At 73.9% G+C, this 16,203-nt stretch carries 13 protein-coding genes; 7 read left to right on the top strand and 6 right to left on the bottom strand.

Going from position 1 to position 16,203, the window contains the following annotated elements; all coding sequences use genetic code 11:
- Window positions 1-6 precede the first annotated feature (6 nt).
- From AB0M16_RS19905 to AB0M16_RS19880, 6 genes are all read right to left on the bottom strand, one after another.
- Complete coding sequence (locus tag AB0M16_RS19905; protein WP_365344578.1) at window positions 7-1,179, bottom strand: acyl-CoA dehydrogenase family protein; 1,173 nt, start codon at window positions 1,177-1,179, stop codon at window positions 7-9.
- Between the two features lie 135 nt (window positions 1,180-1,314).
- A complete protein-coding gene (locus AB0M16_RS19900) occupies window positions 1,315-2,484 on the bottom strand; it encodes an acyl-CoA dehydrogenase family protein (RefSeq protein ID WP_365344576.1) in 1,170 nt (389 codons plus the stop codon).
- A gap of 260 nt (window positions 2,485-2,744) precedes the next feature.
- Window positions 2,745-4,814 (bottom strand): acetate--CoA ligase family protein, encoded by a 2,070-nt coding sequence (locus tag AB0M16_RS19895; protein WP_365344574.1) that lies wholly within the window; start codon window positions 4,812-4,814, stop codon window positions 2,745-2,747.
- A gap of 1 nt (window position 4,815) precedes the next feature.
- Window positions 4,816-5,007: a ferredoxin gene (locus AB0M16_RS19890; protein WP_365344572.1), complete on the bottom strand. Its 192-nt coding sequence runs from the start codon at window positions 5,005-5,007 to the stop codon at window positions 4,816-4,818.
- A 127-nt stretch (window positions 5,008-5,134) separates the two neighbouring features.
- Entirely contained in the window at window positions 5,135-6,574 is a 1,440-nt protein-coding gene (locus AB0M16_RS19885) for an NADH-ubiquinone oxidoreductase-F iron-sulfur binding region domain-containing protein (protein WP_365344570.1), read from the bottom strand.
- On the bottom strand, window positions 6,571-7,152 hold the full coding sequence (locus AB0M16_RS19880) for a hypothetical protein (protein ID WP_365344568.1): 582 nt from the start codon (window positions 7,150-7,152) through the stop codon (window positions 6,571-6,573). The genes AB0M16_RS19885 and AB0M16_RS19880 overlap by 4 nt, the downstream gene beginning before the upstream one ends.
- A 488-nt stretch (window positions 7,153-7,640) precedes the next feature.
- On the opposite strand from AB0M16_RS19880, the gene AB0M16_RS19875 reads away from it, so the two are divergent.
- The 7 genes from AB0M16_RS19875 (at window position 7,641) to AB0M16_RS19845 (ending at window position 16,182) form a co-directional block, all read left to right on the top strand.
- Complete coding sequence (locus tag AB0M16_RS19875) at window positions 7,641-8,894, top strand: aromatic ring-hydroxylating dioxygenase subunit alpha (RefSeq protein ID WP_365344566.1); 1,254 nt, start codon at window positions 7,641-7,643, stop codon at window positions 8,892-8,894.
- A gap of 435 nt (window positions 8,895-9,329) precedes the next feature.
- Window positions 9,330-10,460, top strand: coding sequence for a spermidine/putrescine ABC transporter substrate-binding protein (locus tag AB0M16_RS19870; protein WP_365344564.1), 1,131 nt, complete (start codon window positions 9,330-9,332; stop codon window positions 10,458-10,460).
- Window position 10,461: 1 nt separating this feature from the next.
- The gene (locus AB0M16_RS19865; protein ID WP_365344562.1) at window positions 10,462-11,352 is read left to right on the top strand and encodes an ABC transporter permease; all 891 of its coding nucleotides are present in this window, start codon (window positions 10,462-10,464) and stop codon (window positions 11,350-11,352) included.
- Entirely contained in the window at window positions 11,349-12,185 is an 837-nt protein-coding gene (locus AB0M16_RS19860) for an ABC transporter permease (protein ID WP_365344560.1), read from the top strand. The genes AB0M16_RS19865 and AB0M16_RS19860 overlap by 4 nt, the downstream gene beginning before the upstream one ends.
- 5 nt (window positions 12,186-12,190) lie before the next feature.
- Window positions 12,191-13,450 (top strand): ABC transporter ATP-binding protein, encoded by a 1,260-nt coding sequence (locus AB0M16_RS19855; RefSeq protein WP_365344558.1) that lies wholly within the window; start codon window positions 12,191-12,193, stop codon window positions 13,448-13,450.
- Between the two features lie 25 nt (window positions 13,451-13,475).
- Window positions 13,476-14,789: an NAD(P)/FAD-dependent oxidoreductase gene (locus tag AB0M16_RS19850; protein WP_365344556.1), complete on the top strand. Its 1,314-nt coding sequence runs from the start codon at window positions 13,476-13,478 to the stop codon at window positions 14,787-14,789.
- Window positions 14,782-16,182: an aminobutyraldehyde dehydrogenase gene (locus AB0M16_RS19845; RefSeq protein ID WP_365344554.1), complete on the top strand. Its 1,401-nt coding sequence runs from the start codon at window positions 14,782-14,784 to the stop codon at window positions 16,180-16,182. The genes AB0M16_RS19850 and AB0M16_RS19845 overlap by 8 nt, the downstream gene beginning before the upstream one ends.
- Window positions 16,183-16,203 lie beyond the last annotated feature (21 nt).

The raw sequence follows: 16,203 nt of genomic DNA, 5'->3' as shown, positions 1-16,203 counted from the left end.
GGTCGCTCACCAGGTCACCGGGAGCTGCAGCACACCCGTACCGCGCTTGACGAGTTCGCCCGCGACGATGAGCCGCTGGATCTCGGAGGTTCCCTCCCAGATGCGGTCGACGCGCAGCTCCCGGTAGAGGCGCTCGACGGGGTACGAGCGGTCGTAGCCCCGCCCGCCGAAGATCTGCAGGCACCGGTCGACCACCCGGCCGGACGCCTCGCTGGCCGCGAGCTTGGCGATCGCGGCCTTGGCGTGCAGGGTCTTGCGGTCGGTCCGGCCCTCACCGACCTCCCAGGCGGCCTGGTGGGTGTACGCGCGGTTGACGGCGATGTCGACGGCCGAGTCGGCGAGCATGCCCTGGATCAGCTGGAAGTCGGCGATGCGGGAGCCGAACTGACGGCGCTCGACAGCCCAGTCACGGGCGAGCTCCAGGGCCCGTTCGGCCGCGCCGATCGTGCGCGCGGCGATCATCAGCCTCTCCTCGGAGAACCAGGACCGCGTGAGGTCGTAGCCGTTGCCGACGCCGCCGAGCACCGCGTCCTCGGGGAGGTGTACGTCCGTGAAGGTGAACTCGGGGTGCTCGTAGACGAAGGTGTGCATCCAGCGGGGAACCCGGGTCATCTCGATGCCGGGGGTGTCCTTGTCCACCAGGAACAGGGTCGGCGCCCGCTCCTCCCCCGCCGCGGCGAGCACGATCATGAAGTCGGCGTGGTCGCCGACCGTGACGAACCACTTCTCGCCGTTCAGCACCCAGCCGTCGGAGGTCCGGGTCGCGGTGGTGCGCAGGTTCTGCGGGTCGGAGCCCGCCTCGGGCTCGCTCACCGCGTAGCAGTCACGCCGGCGTCCCCGGATCACGGGTACGAGGTAGCGCTCGCGCTGCGCCGGCGTGCAGTGCGACAGAGCGTTGGCCGGCCGCCACACCATGTCCCACAGGGCGCCGGTGAGCCGGCCCAGCTGCTCCTGGACGACGACCTGCTCGGGGACGGTGAGTCCGGCGCCGCCCCACTCGGCCGGCATGTTGACGGCCTGCAGGCCGCTGTCGAGGACGGCGTCGCGGATCTCGACGTGGGCCTGCGGCGGCAGTCCGTTGTTCTCCTCGCAGTCGAGCTCGTACTTCATGATGAACTCGGTGAGGTCGCGCGCCGATTCCTTGAGCTCCTGCTGGCGTGCGGTGAGTCGGAAGTCCATGGAGTCCTGGTCCTCTCTCGGATGTCGCTGACGGTGCGGGGCGGGGCGGGGCATGGGCCGGGTGGGACGGCGGGACGGGGCGAGTTCGTGCGGCGAGGGGCTGGGGGCCGTGCGGACGGCGATCGGCCGGCCGGCTCAGCGAGGCAGGGCGAGGGCCCGGGTACCGCGCTTGATCAGTTCGTTGGCGATGATCAGACGCTGGATCTCCGAGGTGCCCTCCCAGATCCGGTCGACGCGCAGCTCCCGGTACATCCGCTCGACGGGGTACGAGCGGTCGTAGCCGCGCCCGCCGAAGATCTGCAGGCACCGGTCGACGACGCGCCCCGCGGCCTCGCTCGCCGCGAGCTTCGCCGTGGAGGCCTTGGCGTGCAGGGTCTTGCGGTCGGTGTGCGGCTGGCCGGCCTCCCAGGCGACCTGGTGCGTGTAGGCACGGTTGACCGCGATGTCGACGGCGCAGTCGGCGAGCATGCCCTGGACCAGCTGGAAGTCGGCGATGCGGGAGCCGAACTGACGCCGTCCGACGGCCCAGTCACGGGCCAGTTCCAGGGCCCTCTCGGCGGCGCCGACGGTCCGGGCGGCGATCATCAGCCGCTCGTCGGTGAACCACTCCTTCGTCAGCTCGTAGCCCTCCCCGACGTCACCGAGCACGTCCTCGTCGGGCACGAAGACGTCGGTGAACCGGAACTCGGGGTGCCCGTTCACCGCGGAGTGCATGAAACGGGGAACCCGGGTCATCTCGACTCCCGGCGCCTGCTTGTCGACGAAGAACAGCGTCGCCGCCCGCTCCGGCCCGGCGTCGGCCTGCACCAGCAGGAAGTCGGCGATGTCGCCGCAGGTGACGAACCACTTCTCGCCGTTCAGGAGCCAGCCGCCCGCCGTACGGGTCGCGTTGCTCGTCCCCGAGCCGGGGTCGGATCCCGCTCCGGGCTCAGTGACCGCGAAGGCGTCGAAGCGCTCGCCGCGGATCACCGGCAGCAGGTACTTCTCGCGCTGTGCCCCGGTGCCGTGCGCGAGGACGTTGGCGGGCCGCCAGGGGATGTCCCACAGGCAGTTGGTGACCTTGCCGAACTCCTCCTCGACGATCACCTGGTCGAGCAGGGAGAGGCCGGCACCGCCCCACTCGGCGGGCATGTTGATGGCGTAGACACCGGCATCGATCGCGGCCCGGGTGAGTTCCCGTACGGTGTCGGTGGGCAGCGGGCCGCCCGCTTCCTCGGACTGCTCCTCGTACCGCATCAGGAGTCGGGTGTAGGCCGCGGCGCGCGCCTTGAGCTCGGTCTGCTCGGGGGTGTAGCGGAAGTCCATGGTGCGGGTCTCCTCCGGGGCGGGAAGGGGTGACGGGAAGGGGCGGGCTCGGCCGACAAGCGGCCGGGAAAAGCCGGCCGAGGAGGCGGGCAGGCCGCCCGGGCAAGAATCGATCGAGGCCCGGGCAAGGAATCGGCCGAGGAGACAGCCGATGAGGCCGCAGAGGCCCGGGCAGGGGACCGGTCGAGGATCGGGCTAGCAATTCGGCCGAGGAGGTGGTCGGGGACCGGGCAGGAATCGGCCGGGGACTCACCGGGGAGTCAGCCGAGGACGGCCCGCGCGTCCAGCGCGAGAGCACCGGCCGGGCGTACCAGCAGCGGGTTGACCTCCAGTTCGGCGATCTCCGGGTGGGCCGCGGCCACCTCGCTGATGCGGGCGATGACGGCGGCCGCAGCGGGGACGTCCACGGCAGGACGGCCGCGTACGCCGTCGAGCAGGGGGGCGGTCCGCAGCCCGCGCAGCAGCTCCTCGGCGTGACCGGCGGCGACGGGCGCCAGGGCGAAGGCCACGTCGCGGAGGGTCTCGGTGAGCACGCCGCCGAGGCCGACCATCGCCACCGGGCCGAACCGCGGGTCGCGTTGGACGCCCACGATCAGTTCGAGGCCGTCCGAGAGGTCCGCCATGGCCTCGACCGAGTACGACGGGGCCCCGAGTCGGGCGTGCATCTGCCGGTACGCGTCCAGCAGCGCGTCCCGGTCGGCGAGCCGCAGGGCCACGCCGCCCGCGTCGGACTTGTGCAGGACGTGCAGGGCCTTCAGGACGTACGGTCCCTCGAACGCGGCGGCAGCGGCGAGGAGTCCGGCCTCGTCGGCGATCTCGCGCGCCGGCGGGAACGGCACCCCGGCCCCGGCGAGCAGCGCCCGTACACCGTGGTACGAGGGGTCTCCCAGCGGTGCCGCGGCCGGCGGCAGCGTGGCCACCCCGGCGGGAGGGGCCGCCGCGCGGGTGGTCAGCGCGGCGAGCGCGCGGGCCGCGTCCTCGGTGGCGGCGAACACCGGCACCCCGGCCTCGGCGAGCACCCGGCAGCTGGGCGACCTCGGGTACATGGACTGCAGGACCAGCGGCTTCGGCGTGGCAGCAAGATGCGCGGCGATCTCCTTCGCGGCCCGCCGCTCCCCCTCGGCGAGCACGGAGCCGCCGGCCGGCCCGCCGCCCAGACCGCCCTCGGCGGCGGCGTACCCGCCGAAGTAGCCCGTCATCAGGACGGCGTCGACCTCGTCGGCGGCCAGCAGTTCACGCACCGTGTCGGCGTACGAGAGGGGGCGTTGCTCGCCCATTCCCGCGAGGTCGACCGGGTTGCGGACGGCGGACTGCTCCCAGAGCACGCTTCGCAGCCGGTCCTGGGCCGGGGCGCCGAGCTCGGGCACGTCGAGCCCGGCGTCCTCGGCCGCGTCGGCGGCGACGGCACCGTGCCCGCCGCCGTCGGTGAGGACGGCCGTCCGCCTCCCGGCCGCGCGCCGCCCACCCGCCAGGGCCGCGAGCGCGACGGTCATCTCCCGTGGGGTGCGGACGAGTTCGACTCCCGCGTCGCGGCAGGCCGCGGCCACCACGTCGGCGGAGGTGGTCAGTGCCCCCGTGTGGGACCGGGCACTGCGGGCCGAGGCCGTGCCGCGCCCGGCGGTGAGGAGGACCACGGGCTTCCCGGCCGCCGCGGCAGCACGGGCGAAGGCGCGGCCGTCGCCGAAGTCCTCGGCGTACACGGCGATCACCGAGGTGTGCTCGTGGTGCGCACAGTCCTCGACGAGGTCGACGAGGGTGACGTCCGCCTGGTTGCCGAGCGAGACGAATCGGGAGAAGCCGAGGTCGTGCGGGGCGCCGCGCAGCTGGAGCTCGAGGGCCAGGTTGCCGCTCTGGCTGAGCAGGGCGACGCGACCGGGAGCGAACCGGTCCGAGGCCAGGTAGAGCTCGGTGGTGTTGTCGGCGACGCCCAGGCAGTTGGGGCCGACGAGCACGGCTCCGGCGGCCCGGACCCGCTCGGCGACGGCCCGCTGGCGGGCCAGGCCGGCGGGTCCGGCCTCCGCGAAACCGGCGGTGATGGCGACGATCGCCTTGGCCCCGCAGGCGAGGGCATCGTCGACGGCGGCTTCGAAGCCGCTGCCGGGCACGGAGATCACCACCAGGTCGACCGGCTCGCCGATCTCGCCGAGCGAGGAGGCCGCCTTCCGGCCGAGCACGGTGCCACCCCGCCGGTTCACCAGGTGCACCGGCCGCCGGCCGGGCGCGCGCAGGGCCTGGGCGGCCACGGCGTGCCCGTACTTCGCAGGGTCGTCGCTCGCGCCGACCACGGCGACGGAGCCGGGGTCGAAGAGCGCGGTCAGGTCGCGGGCCATCTCATCCCTCCACACGGAGGGCGGAGTTGGGGCAGCTGTCCACGCAGGCGCGGGCGCGGTCCTCGGCGGCGGGCGGCACGTCGACGACGACGACCCGCGCGTAGCCCCACTCGTCGAGCTCGACGAGTTCGGGGGTGTTCTCCTGGCAGAGGCCGTAGCCGTTGCACAGCGTGGCGTCCAGCAGCAGTTTCATGACGTTCCTTCCAGTACGGCGGCCACGGGCTCGGCGGGCGTGGTGGGGCGAGCTCGGTCGGGGCCGGTTCCATCAGGGCGAGCTCGGTCGGGGCCGGTTCGATCGGGGCCGGTGAGGTGGCGGTGGGCTAGGTGGCGGTGGGTGATGTGGCGGTGGGTGGACTCGGAGCGGGTGCGGTCGGCGCGGGCGGTGCGGTGACGGCGGGCACCGGGACGGTGAGGCGGGTCGGGCGGTGCGCGTTCCGCGCGGGGGTGTCGGCCCGGCACACCGGGCAGGGCGCGTCGAGGTGGGCGCGGACCCGGCCGGGAAAGGCGCGCAGCAGGCTTCCGGCGAGGGCCGCGGCGGCGTCGAGCAGCCCGCAGGCGCCCCGCCCGGGCAGCCCCCGCGCCCAGCCGTGCAGCCGCTCGACGGTGTCGGGGCCGGCGGATCCGGTGGCGAGGCGGTCCAGGGCGTCACGGATCGCGGCCGTACCCGATACGCACACGCCGCATTGCCGTGCGCTCTCGGCGGCGAGGTGGCCGACCGCGTCGAAGGCGGCGCCCACCGGGCAGGCGTCGGCGGCGAGGAATCGGATCGCTCCGCAGCCGAGCGCCGTGCCCGCCGCGGCGAGTGCGCCGGGTTCGAGGGGCAGGTCCAGGGCGCGGGCGTCGACGAGCCCGCCGAACAGCCCGCCCATCAGGGCGCCGGCCGGGGCGGAGGTGCCCAGGGCGGCTGCGAGGGTGCGCAGGGGGACGCCGTAGGGCACCTCCGTGAGGACCGGCGAGGTGTCGCCGCACGACAGGGTGACCAGCGTGGAGCGCGCGACCGCGTCCCGCAGTTCGGGCCGGGCGGCGACGAGCGCGATCCGGGCGAGGGTCTCGACGTTGGCGACCAGGGTCGGCGCGCCCCGGACTCCCCGCTCGAAGGGGCGGGGCGGTTTGGCGGTCGGCAGGGCCGGCCCGCCGTCGATCCGGCGGACGACCGCGGTCTCCTCGCCGGCGACGTAGGCGGGGGCGGTCTCCACGACCTTCACGGGCAGCGGCGGTCGGCGTTCGGCGAGGGCCCGGCGCACGCGGAGGGCCGCCTCCGGGTCGGACAGGTAGACGTAGCCGTGGGCGGCGCCGGTGATCGCGGCGGCGTGGGCGAGGCCGTCGAGAACGAGGTGCGGACGGGCCCGCAGCAGCCAGCGGTCCTTCACCGAACCGGGCTCGCCCTCCTCGCCGTTGGCCACGACGACCGGGGCGCCGGCACCCGCGCCGGGCTCGCCGGACGCCCCGGTCCCCCGGCCGCGTCGCCCGTGTTCCCGTACGGTGCGGAGCTTGACGGCGGTCGGGAATCCGGCGCCGCCGCGGCCGCGCAGGCCGCAGGCGTCGAGGTGGCGCAGCAGTTCGTCGGGCGCGACGGCGCGCGCGTATCCGCCGGTGGCCTCGTACGCCCCGGTGCTCTCCGTCGCGTGCGGCGTCGCACCGAGCAGGGAGCCCGCGGCAGGGACGGTCGGGAGCCGGACGGTGGTCGGGAACCGGATCGCGGTCGGGAGCCGGATCGTGGTCGGGTGGCGGGCGGTGGTCCGGTGGCGGGCGGTGGTCATCTACCGTCTCCTGTAAGGGCGGTGGGGGCGGATCCGGCGGAGCGGGACCGGGTACGCAGGAGCCGCAGCGCGTTTTCGAGCGCGGCGCGGTCCCCGGCGGTGCGGCCGTATCCCGCTCCGGGGAGGCCGATGAGCATGCGGTGGTGGTCGAGGATCACCTCGGCGGCGAGCAGCGCGGCTGTGGTCGAGGCGGTGGTGTCGACGTTCTTGACGGCATACGCGTCCGCATCGGCGTGCGTGTATGCACCGGCATGGGCGTTGGTGTCTGCGTCTGCGTCTGCGTCTACCTCTGCATCTGCATCTGCGCGCCCGTTCCCTGTCCCCGCCTCGTGGAGCTGGGCGGTCACGGCGGTCACCAGGCGGGTGGCCTCGGCGAGATAGCGCAGCCAGCTGTGCCGACTGCCCCGCAGGACCAGGCGTTCCACCCGGCGCCGCTCGGCGGTCGCGAGCTCGGCGGGGCCCGCCGGCGGGCGGGGCGCCGCGCCGAGGGAGGCACGCAGCACGGCGACGGCCGCGGGCAGCTCCCGCTCCGGCTCGGGCGTGAGCCCGAGCCAGTCCAGATGCCGCTGACCGCGCATGCGTACCTCCGAAGGGGAATGGGGTGCCGTGACCGGGCGCCCGACCAGCCCCGTCCGGCCCAGCCAGGCGGGAGGGCCGGCAAGCGGACGGGACGGGCCCGAGGCCCGTGCGCGGTCGACGGCGGCGGGAGGGGAGCAGGGAAACTGCGGGCCGGGGCGAGTGCCGAGGCACGCCGGGCTGCGCTCGGCACGAAGGCCGAGAGCCGTGGGCCACACTCGGGGTGACGAGCGAATGCGCAGGTCAGAGGCGGCGTGGCGGCGGCGCAGCGACAGGTGAACGTTTGCTGACCGATCGGTCAGGCAATAACCAAGCTAGCTGACCGATCGGTCAGCGTACAAGTCTTGACCCAGCGGAATTCAGCCACCACCCTGGCTGTCCAATCGGTCAGCCTGGCCCCGGCTCCCGCCCCGACGCCCTGCCCGCAACCGGTTCGCCCGCCATCGACGCCCGACACCGATCGCCGCTCTCGCGGCACGAGGAGTCACCGATGCACTCCAGAGCCCCCTCACCCACCCCACGCACCGCGCCGGCGGCATCCGACACGGCCGCCCGGAACCTCCCCGCACCCGCGCTGCCGGCCCGCCACTACACCGATCCCGACGTCGCGGCCGCCGAGACCCGCCAGGTCTTCGCCAGGTCCTGGCAGCTCGTGTGCCACGAGTCGGACCTGCCCGGCCCGGGGGCCCGGCTCGCCGCCACCGTCGCCGGCCGCGAGGCCCTGGTCGTGCGCACCGAGGACGGCGGACTCGCCGCCCACCTCAACGTCTGCCGCCATCGCGGGACCCGCCTGGTCGCCGCCCCCGAACCGGCCGGCAAGGCGATCCGCTGCCCGTACCACGGCTGGACCTATCGTCTCGACGGCAGCCTGGTCGGCGCCCCCGAGGCCCGGCAGATCCCCTGCCTCGACAAGCCCCGGCTGGGCCTTTTCCCCGCTCGGGTCGAGTCCTTCCTCGGCTTCGTCTTCGTCAACCTCGACCCCGGCGCCGTGCCGCTGGCCGAGAGCTGCGCGGGACTCGCCGAGGCCGTCGGCCACTATGCCGGAGCGGACCTGGTGCCGGTCGGCCGTGACCGGATCCACGACCTGTCCCGCGCCGAGGTCCAGCAGGCCAACTGGAAGGTCGCCGTCGACAACTACCTGGAGGGATACCACGTACCCGTCGCCCACCCCGGCCTGATGCGCCTGCTCGACTACCAGGGCTACGCCTGCGAGGTCCACGACGCGTACGTCCTCTTCACCTCCCCGCTACGCGAAAAGCCGTCCTCCAACTGGGCCGAGCGGCTCTACCAGCGCGTCGCCGCGCCGATGCCCGGCCTCACCGAGGCCGACCGCCGGGTCTGGCGGTACGCCGTCATCTACCCCAACACCCTCATCGACTTCTACCCCGACCACGTGCTCGCCTGGACGGCCCTGCCGACCGCCGTCGACCGGGTGGCCGTCCCCGGCGCCTTCTACACCCGGCGCGGCACCGGACCGCGCACCCGCCTCGCGCGGCGCCTGAACATGCACATCGGCTGGATCACCAACGACGAGGACGCCGAACTGGTCGCCCGCGTCCAAAGGGGCCTGTCCACGCCGGGTTTCGAGCCCGGACCACTGTCCAGGCGCGAGACCGCGGTGGGCTGGTTCGCCGACCGCATCCGCGCGGACCTGGCCGACCCCGCCGGCCAGGCCGTCGCCCCTGGCACGTCCCCCGCGGCCGCTCCCGGCTCCGAGCGCGGCTCCGCCCCGCCGGGGCGCTGAGGCCACCGCCGTGCCGCCGTCCCCTCCCTGCCGCACCACCGCAGGACCGCACCCCTGGACGGCACGGCCGTCTGCCCTTCCCTGCCGCACCGACGCACGCACCGGCCCGCCACCGCACCACCACGGCACCACCCGCACCACGGCACCACCCCGGCACCGCACCACCTGCACCACGCGCATCACCCGCCCCACGGCACTGCGGCACCACCGCACCACCGCGGCACTGCGGCACTGCGGCACTGCGGCACTGCGGCACTGCGGCACTGCGGCACTGCGGCAACACGGCACCACCGCGGCACTGCGGCACTGCGGCAACACGGCACCACTGCGGCACCGCACCACCGAAGCACCCGCACGCGCCCGGCCGAACGCCTCGCGCACCCACGCACCGTTCGTTCGCCCGCCGTCCCCCAGCGGCCCTACGGAGAGGACCCCATGTCCCCCGAGGCACGTTCCCTGTCCCGCCGCTCACTGCTCCGCGCCGGCGGCGCCGCCGCCCTCGGCATGACGGCGGCCGGCTGCGGATTCTCCTCCGCCCCCGACGCCGCCGGCCAGGCCGCCGCCGAGGCCCCCATCGACGTCAAGGTCGACGGCGACCTGGTGTACTTCAACTGGGCCGACTTCGTCGACCCGGCCGTCTTCGAGGGCTTCTCCAAGGAGTACGGGGTCAAGGTCGTCCAGTCGAACTACGACTCCATGGAAGGGATGGCCGCCAAGCTCAACGCCGGCAACCGCTACGACATCATCTTCCCCACCGCCAAGTGGGCCGAGCGCCTCTCCCGAGGAGGCCGGCTGCGCCGCATCGACCACGGACGCCTGCGCAACGCCGAGGCCGTGTTCGGCGCCTACGACTACTTCGCCGACCCCTGGTACGACCCCCGCTCCGCGCACACGGTCCCGTTCACCATGTACAAGACCGGCATCGGCTGGCGCCGGGACCGGCTCGGTGATCTCACGGGTTCCTGGGACGACCTGTGGAACGACCGTGCCAAGGGCCGGCTCTTCGTCCTCGACGACCGCGACGAGGTCCTCGGAATCGGCGCGCTCAAGCACGGCCTTCCCCTCACCACCGAGAGGCCCGACGACCTCGACCGCGTCACCGAGACCCTGCGCGCGCTGCGCCCTCGACTGCGCGGATTCTCCAGCGACAGTTACAACAACCTGCTCAACGGCAACGCCGACATGACCCAGGCGTGGAGCGGCGACATGGCCGCGATGCTCTCCCAGGCGAAGGACCCGTCCGTCTTCGGATTCGAGACCGCCCGCGAGGGCGCCCCGGTCAACTCCGACTGCTACGCCATCCCCGCGGACGCGCCGCACCCCGGCACGGCCATGCTCTTCATCGACTACATGCTGCGGCCCGAGAACGTGAAGCGGAACATCGAGTACATCGGCTACCCGATGCCGGTGCGCGGCTCGGAGGGCACGTACGCCGCGCTCGTGGAGCCCTTCCCGCAGTGCCTCGTGAGCGCCGCCGACCTGAGGGACGACCGGTACTTCCGCAACGGCACGGCGGCGGGCGAGAAGGCCCGCGACGCCGCCTGGACCGACGTGAAGGCGGGCTGACATGGCCGACACGGCCCGCACCCCACGCGGCGTCAGAAGACGTGCGCAGGACCGGCTGTGGACCTGGCTGATGCTCCCCGGCACGCTGTGGATGAGCGTCTTTCTTGTCGCGTCCCTCATCCTGGTGGCCACCCTCGCGTTCGGCACCACCGACCCCCTCGGCAACCCGCGCTTCGGTTTCGCCCTCGACAACCTCACGGCCCTGGCCGACCCGGCCTACCGCACCGTCATGCTGCGCTCCCTCGGCTACGCCCTGGTCACCTGCGCCATCTGCCTGGTCGTCGCCTATCCCGTCGCCTACGCCATCGCGACCAGCGGCGGCCGGTACAAGAACCTGCTGATCGCGGCGATCGTGGTCCCGTTCTTCGCCAACTACCTGGTGCGCATGTACGGCTGGTCCGTCGTCCTGTCCGACGACGGACCGCTGCTCAGGGCCCTGCGCGCGACCGGGCTCGCCGACGGGGGGACCCGGATCCTGCAGACCGGCGCGGGCGTCGTCGCCGGACTCGTGTACGGCTTCGTCGTCTTCATGATCATCCCGCTCTACGCGGCCATGGAGCGCATGGACACCTCGCTCGTCGAGGCCGGCCGCGACCTCTACGCCGGTCCGCTGCGGACCTTCCTGTTCGTCACCGTCCCGGCCACCCGGCAGGGAGCGGCCGCCGGCTGCGTCCTCGTCCTGTTGCCCGCCATGGGCGACTTCGTCAGCGCCCAGCTCATGGGAGGTCCCGACCAGATCATGATCGGCAACCTGATCCAGGACAAGTTCTTCCAGGGCCAGAACTGGCCGCTCGGCTCCGCGCTCACCATGCTGCTGATGGGCGTGCTCTTCCTCGGCATGCTCGGCTACCTGCGGCGCACCCGCAAGGACGAGGCGGAGGCGGTCCGTTGACGGCCGCCCGCGGGCGCCGCCGCGGCGCCGAGCGCCGACCCCGGTTCGCCATCGCCGTCACCGCGGTCTTCTTCGCGCTCCTTTACGTACCCATCGGCGTCGTCGTCCTCTTCTCCTTCAACTCGCAGAAGTCCCTGACCGTCTTCGACGACTTCAGCCTGCGCTGGTACGGGGCGTTCCTCCGCGACGACGTGCTGCTGGACTCGCTCGGCATGAGCCTGCGGGTCTCCCTCGTCGCCATGGCCGGCTCGGTGGTGCTGGGCGTCGCGCTCGCGCTCGGCCTGGTCCGCGCCCGCAGCCGGCTCGGCTCCTTCGCCGGACTGGTGATGCTCGTCCCGCTCATCACGCCGGAGATCGTCACCGGTGTCGCCGCGATGCTCCTGTTCAAGGGCGTCGGCATCACCCTGTCCACGACGACCGTGACGCTCGCCGAGATCACCTTCTCCATCTCCTACGTGACGGTGATCCTGCGCTCCCGCGTCGCCGCCCTCAACCCGGAGATCGAGGAGGCGGCCATGGACCTCGGGGCCACCCGTCGGCAGGCGGTACGGCTGGTGACGCTTCCCGCCCTGCTCCCCAGCATCCTCGCCTCAGCCGTCCTCGTCTTCGCCCTGGTCTTCGACGACTTCGTCCTCGCGTACTTCACCACCGGAGTCGATCCGCAGCCCCTGTCGGTCCGCATCTACTCGGCGATCCGGTTCGGCGTCCAGCCCACCATCAACGCCGTCGGCACGCTGATGCTGGCCGGCTCCGTCGGACTCATCGCCCTCGCACTCGCCATCCCGCGCCTGTTCGGCCGACGCGGCGGCCTCGACCTGCTCTCCGGGAAGTGAACGCCATGACCTCGCAACCCACACCCCCGCGGCACCCGCAGCGCCCGCAGACACCGCGATCCCCCGACGCACAGCCGGCCCCCGACCCGCGGCCCGTGCTCGCCCACCCGGCCGTCCGTCTCGACCGGGTGAGCAAGCGCTACCCCGGCGGCGCCGGCGGCTCCGCCAGTTCCGGCGGCTCCGGCGGTTCCGGCGGTTCCGGCGGTTCCGGCGGTTCCGGCGACCCCGCCGATGGCGCCGATGGCGCCGCCTACGCCGTCCATGACATCAGCCTCGACATCGCCCCCGGCGAGTTCTTCTCCCTCCTCGGCCCCTCCGGCTGCGGCAAGACCACCCTGCTGCGCATGATCGGCGGCTTCGCCGACCCCACCGAGGGCAGCGTCCTGCTCGACGGCGAGGACGTGACGGGTCTCCCGCCCCACCGCCGTAACGTCAACACCGTCTTCCAGAGCTACGCCCTCTTCGACCACCTCTCCCTCGCCGACAACGTGGCCTTCGGGCTCAAGCGCAAGGGCGTCGCCCGCCCCGAGATCCGGCGCCGCGTCGCCGACATGCTCGACCTCGTCCAGCTCGCCGACCTGGCAGGCCGCCGCCCGCCCACGCTCTCCGGCGGGCAGCGCCAGCGCGTCGCCCTCGCCCGTGCCCTGGTCAACCGTCCGCAGGTGCTGCTGCTCGACGAGCCGCTCGCCGCCCTCGACCTGAAGCTCCGGCGCCGGATGCAGGTCGAGCTCAAGCAGATCCAACGCGAGGTCGGCATCACCTTCCTCTTCGTCACCCACGACCAGGACGAGGCGCTGACCATGTCGGACCGCCTCGCCGTCATGAACCAGGGCCGCATCGAACAGTGCGGGACACCGGAGGACGTGTACGAGCGCCCCACCAGCAGTTTCACCGCCTCCTTCCTCGGCACCTCCAACCTGGTCCCCGGCACCTACCGCGACGGCCGTGTGCTGCTCGACCAGGGCCCCGCGCTGCCCGTCGGCGCCCGCACCGGCGTTCCCGAGGGCAGCCGGGTCCACCTCAGCCTGCGCCCCGAGAAGATCTGGCTGTCCGACTTCGAGCCCGGCATGGCCCGGATCACCGGCGTCGTCCGCGAGACCGTCTACTCCGGCCCCACCACCACCTACCTCGTCGAACTCGCCCCCGGCGTCACCGTGCATGTCCTGGAGCAGAACACCGCCCGCTCCCGCATGGAGGACCGCTGGAGCGGCGGCGAGGAGGTCGAACTCGGCTGGCGGCCCGAGCACTGCCTGGTCCTGGACTGACGACGGCCCCACCGGAGGAACACCCATGAACCACGACGTCATCGTGCTCGGCGCCGGACTCGCCGGACTCGCCGCCGCCCGCGACCTCGCCGCGGGCGGAGCCGACGTCCTCGTCGTCGAGTCCCGCGACCGGGTCGGCGGCCGCGTCGAGCAGACCGCCCTGCCCGACGGCCGCCTCGTCCAACTCGGCGGCGAGGTGGTCGGCTCGGCCCACACCGCCTACACCGCCCTCGTCGCCGAACTCGGCCTCACCCTCGTCCCCAGCTACGTCGCCGAGCCCGGCGCCCTCGCCCGCGCCACGCCCGAAGGCGTCGGCGCCGGCGACCCACCGCACTGGTTCGGTCCCGGCGACGACGCCTGCCACCGGAAGGTCACCGCCGCCTTCGCCGCGCTCGCCGCGACCGTCGACCCCGACGACCCCTGGTCGCACCCGCAGGCCGCCGCCCTCGACCGTCTCTCCGTGGGCACCTGGCTGCGTGACGAGGGGGCGGGCCCGGCGGTCGTACGCCTCTGGGAGATCGGCCGGCTCGCGCTCGCCGACGGCTCGTGCGAACGCACGTCGCTGCTCGCCGCCCTGCGCAAGCACGCCGCCGTCCCCGGGCTCGGCCACTACGAGTACGAGGCCTGGGAGGGTCTGCGGGTGGCCGAGGGCTCGGCGACCGTGGCCCTGCGGATGGCCGCCGGCCTCGACGGCCGTGTCCGTACCGGCGCACCCGTGGAGGCGCTCGCGGTCGGCCACGGCGGCTGCTCCGTGCGCCTCGCGGGGGGCGAGACCCTGACCGCGGGCGCCGTCGTCAGCGCCCTGCCCGCCGGACCGCTCCGCTCGCTCGCCGTCACCGGCGTCGGTGACGAGCGGCTGGCCTCTCTGCTCCGGCAGCGCCACGCGCTCGCCGCCAAGTTCGTCGCCGCCTACGACCGGCCGTTCTGGCGCGACGGCGGGCTCAGCGGCCTGTCCGAGTGCGAAGGGGTCCTGGGCAGCACCTGGCCGCAGGGCGAGGGCGTGCTGTCCGCGCTCGTCCCGCCCGAGAGGTACGGCGTCCTGCTCGGCACCCCCGCCGCGCTGCGCGCCGGCGAACTGCTCGCCGAGATCGCCCGGCTGTACGGCGACGGGGCCCACCGGCCGCTCGCCACGTACCTGCGCCTGTGGGGCACCGACCCGTGGACCCAGGGGTACGTCACCCAGTGGGCCCCCGGCGACGTCATGGGGGTCGGACCCCGCCACGGCACCCACGAACCGCCCTTCTACGTCTGCGGATCCGACCAGTGGGTGGCCGGCTACATGGAGGGCGCCGTCCGCACCGGTCGCGCCGCCGCGAAGGAGGCGCTGCGCCGTGGCTGACGGTCTGCTCAACCACATCGGCGGCCAGGACCGCCCCGCCGCCTCGGGCGCGACGACCGAGCTGGTCGACCCCGTCACCGGCCGCGGGCACGGACGCGCCCCGCGCTCGGGGCGGGCCGACACCGACGCCGCCTGCGCGGCGGCCGCGGCCGCCTACGGCTCCTGGTCGGTCACCACGCCGGCCGACCGGCAGCGGACGCTGCTCGCCGTCGCCGACGCCGTCGAGGCGCACGCGGACGAGCTGACCGCCGCGGAGACCGCCGACACCGGGAAGCCGGCCGGCCCGTTCCGCAGCGAGGAACTCCCCGCGATCGCCGATGCCTTCCGCTACTTCGCCGGAGCCGCCCGCAACCTCCCGGGTGCGGCCGCGGCCGAGTACACCGAGGGCCGCACCTCTGTGCTGCGCCGGGAACCGGTCGGCGTGTGCGCCCAGATCACTCCGTGGAACTATCCGCTGATGATGGCGGCGTGGAAGATCGCGCCCGCCCTGGCGGCCGGCAACACCACCGTCCTCAAACCCGCCGACACGACCCCCTCCTCGACGGTCCTGCTCGCCCGGCTCGCGTCCCCGTACCTGCCCCCGGGCGTCCTCAACGTGGTCTGCGGCGACCGCGACACCGGCCGCGCGCTGACCGCGCACCCGGCCGTCGCGCTGATCGCTCTGACCGGTAGCGTCCGCGCCGGCCAGGAGATCGCCGCCGCGGCCGCGGCGGGCCTCAAGCGGGTCCACCTGGAGCTCGGGGGCAACGCTCCCGTGATCGTCCACGACGACGTCGACGTCCCCGCGACGGCCGCCGCCCTGGCCCGGGTCGCCTTCTCCAACGCCGGCCAGGACTGCACCGCGCCCACCCGCTTCCTGGTCCAGGCCCGCGTCCACGACGCGTTCCTGGACGCACTGGCCGCCGCCGCCCGCGCACTGCGCCCCGAGACGGACCTCGGGCCCCTCAACAGTGCCGCCCAGCTGGCCTCGGTGCGCGCCCTGCTCGACCGGCTGCCGGACCACGCCCGCATCGTCACGGGCGGCACGCGGCCCGCGCGCCCCGGGTTCTTCCACTCCCCCACCGTCGTCGCCGGGGTGCGCCAGGACGACGAGATCGTCCAGGAGGAGATCTTCGGCCCCGTCGTGACCGTGCAGCCCTTCACCGACGAGTCCGAAGCCCTGCGGCTGGCCGACGACGTCGGTTTCGGACTCGCCGCGAGCGTATGGACCAGGGACCACGACCGGGCGATGCGGGCGACCAGAGCCCTGCACACCGGGATCGTGTGGGTGAACACCCACGGCACCACGGTCTCCGAGCTGCCGCACGGTGGAGCCAAGCACTCCGGCTACGGCAGCGACCTGTCCCTGTCCGGCCTCCTGGACTACACCCGGCCCAAACACGTCATGCTCTGAACCGCGCCGCGGCCCTCCCGG

It is taken from the genome of Streptomyces sp. NPDC051921 (assembly GCF_040680975.1).
Taxonomy (GTDB): Bacteria; Actinomycetota; Actinomycetes; order Streptomycetales; family Streptomycetaceae; genus Streptomyces.
Note: the sequence above shows the minus strand (reverse complement) of the source record. Positions and strands in the feature narration are given on the sequence as shown.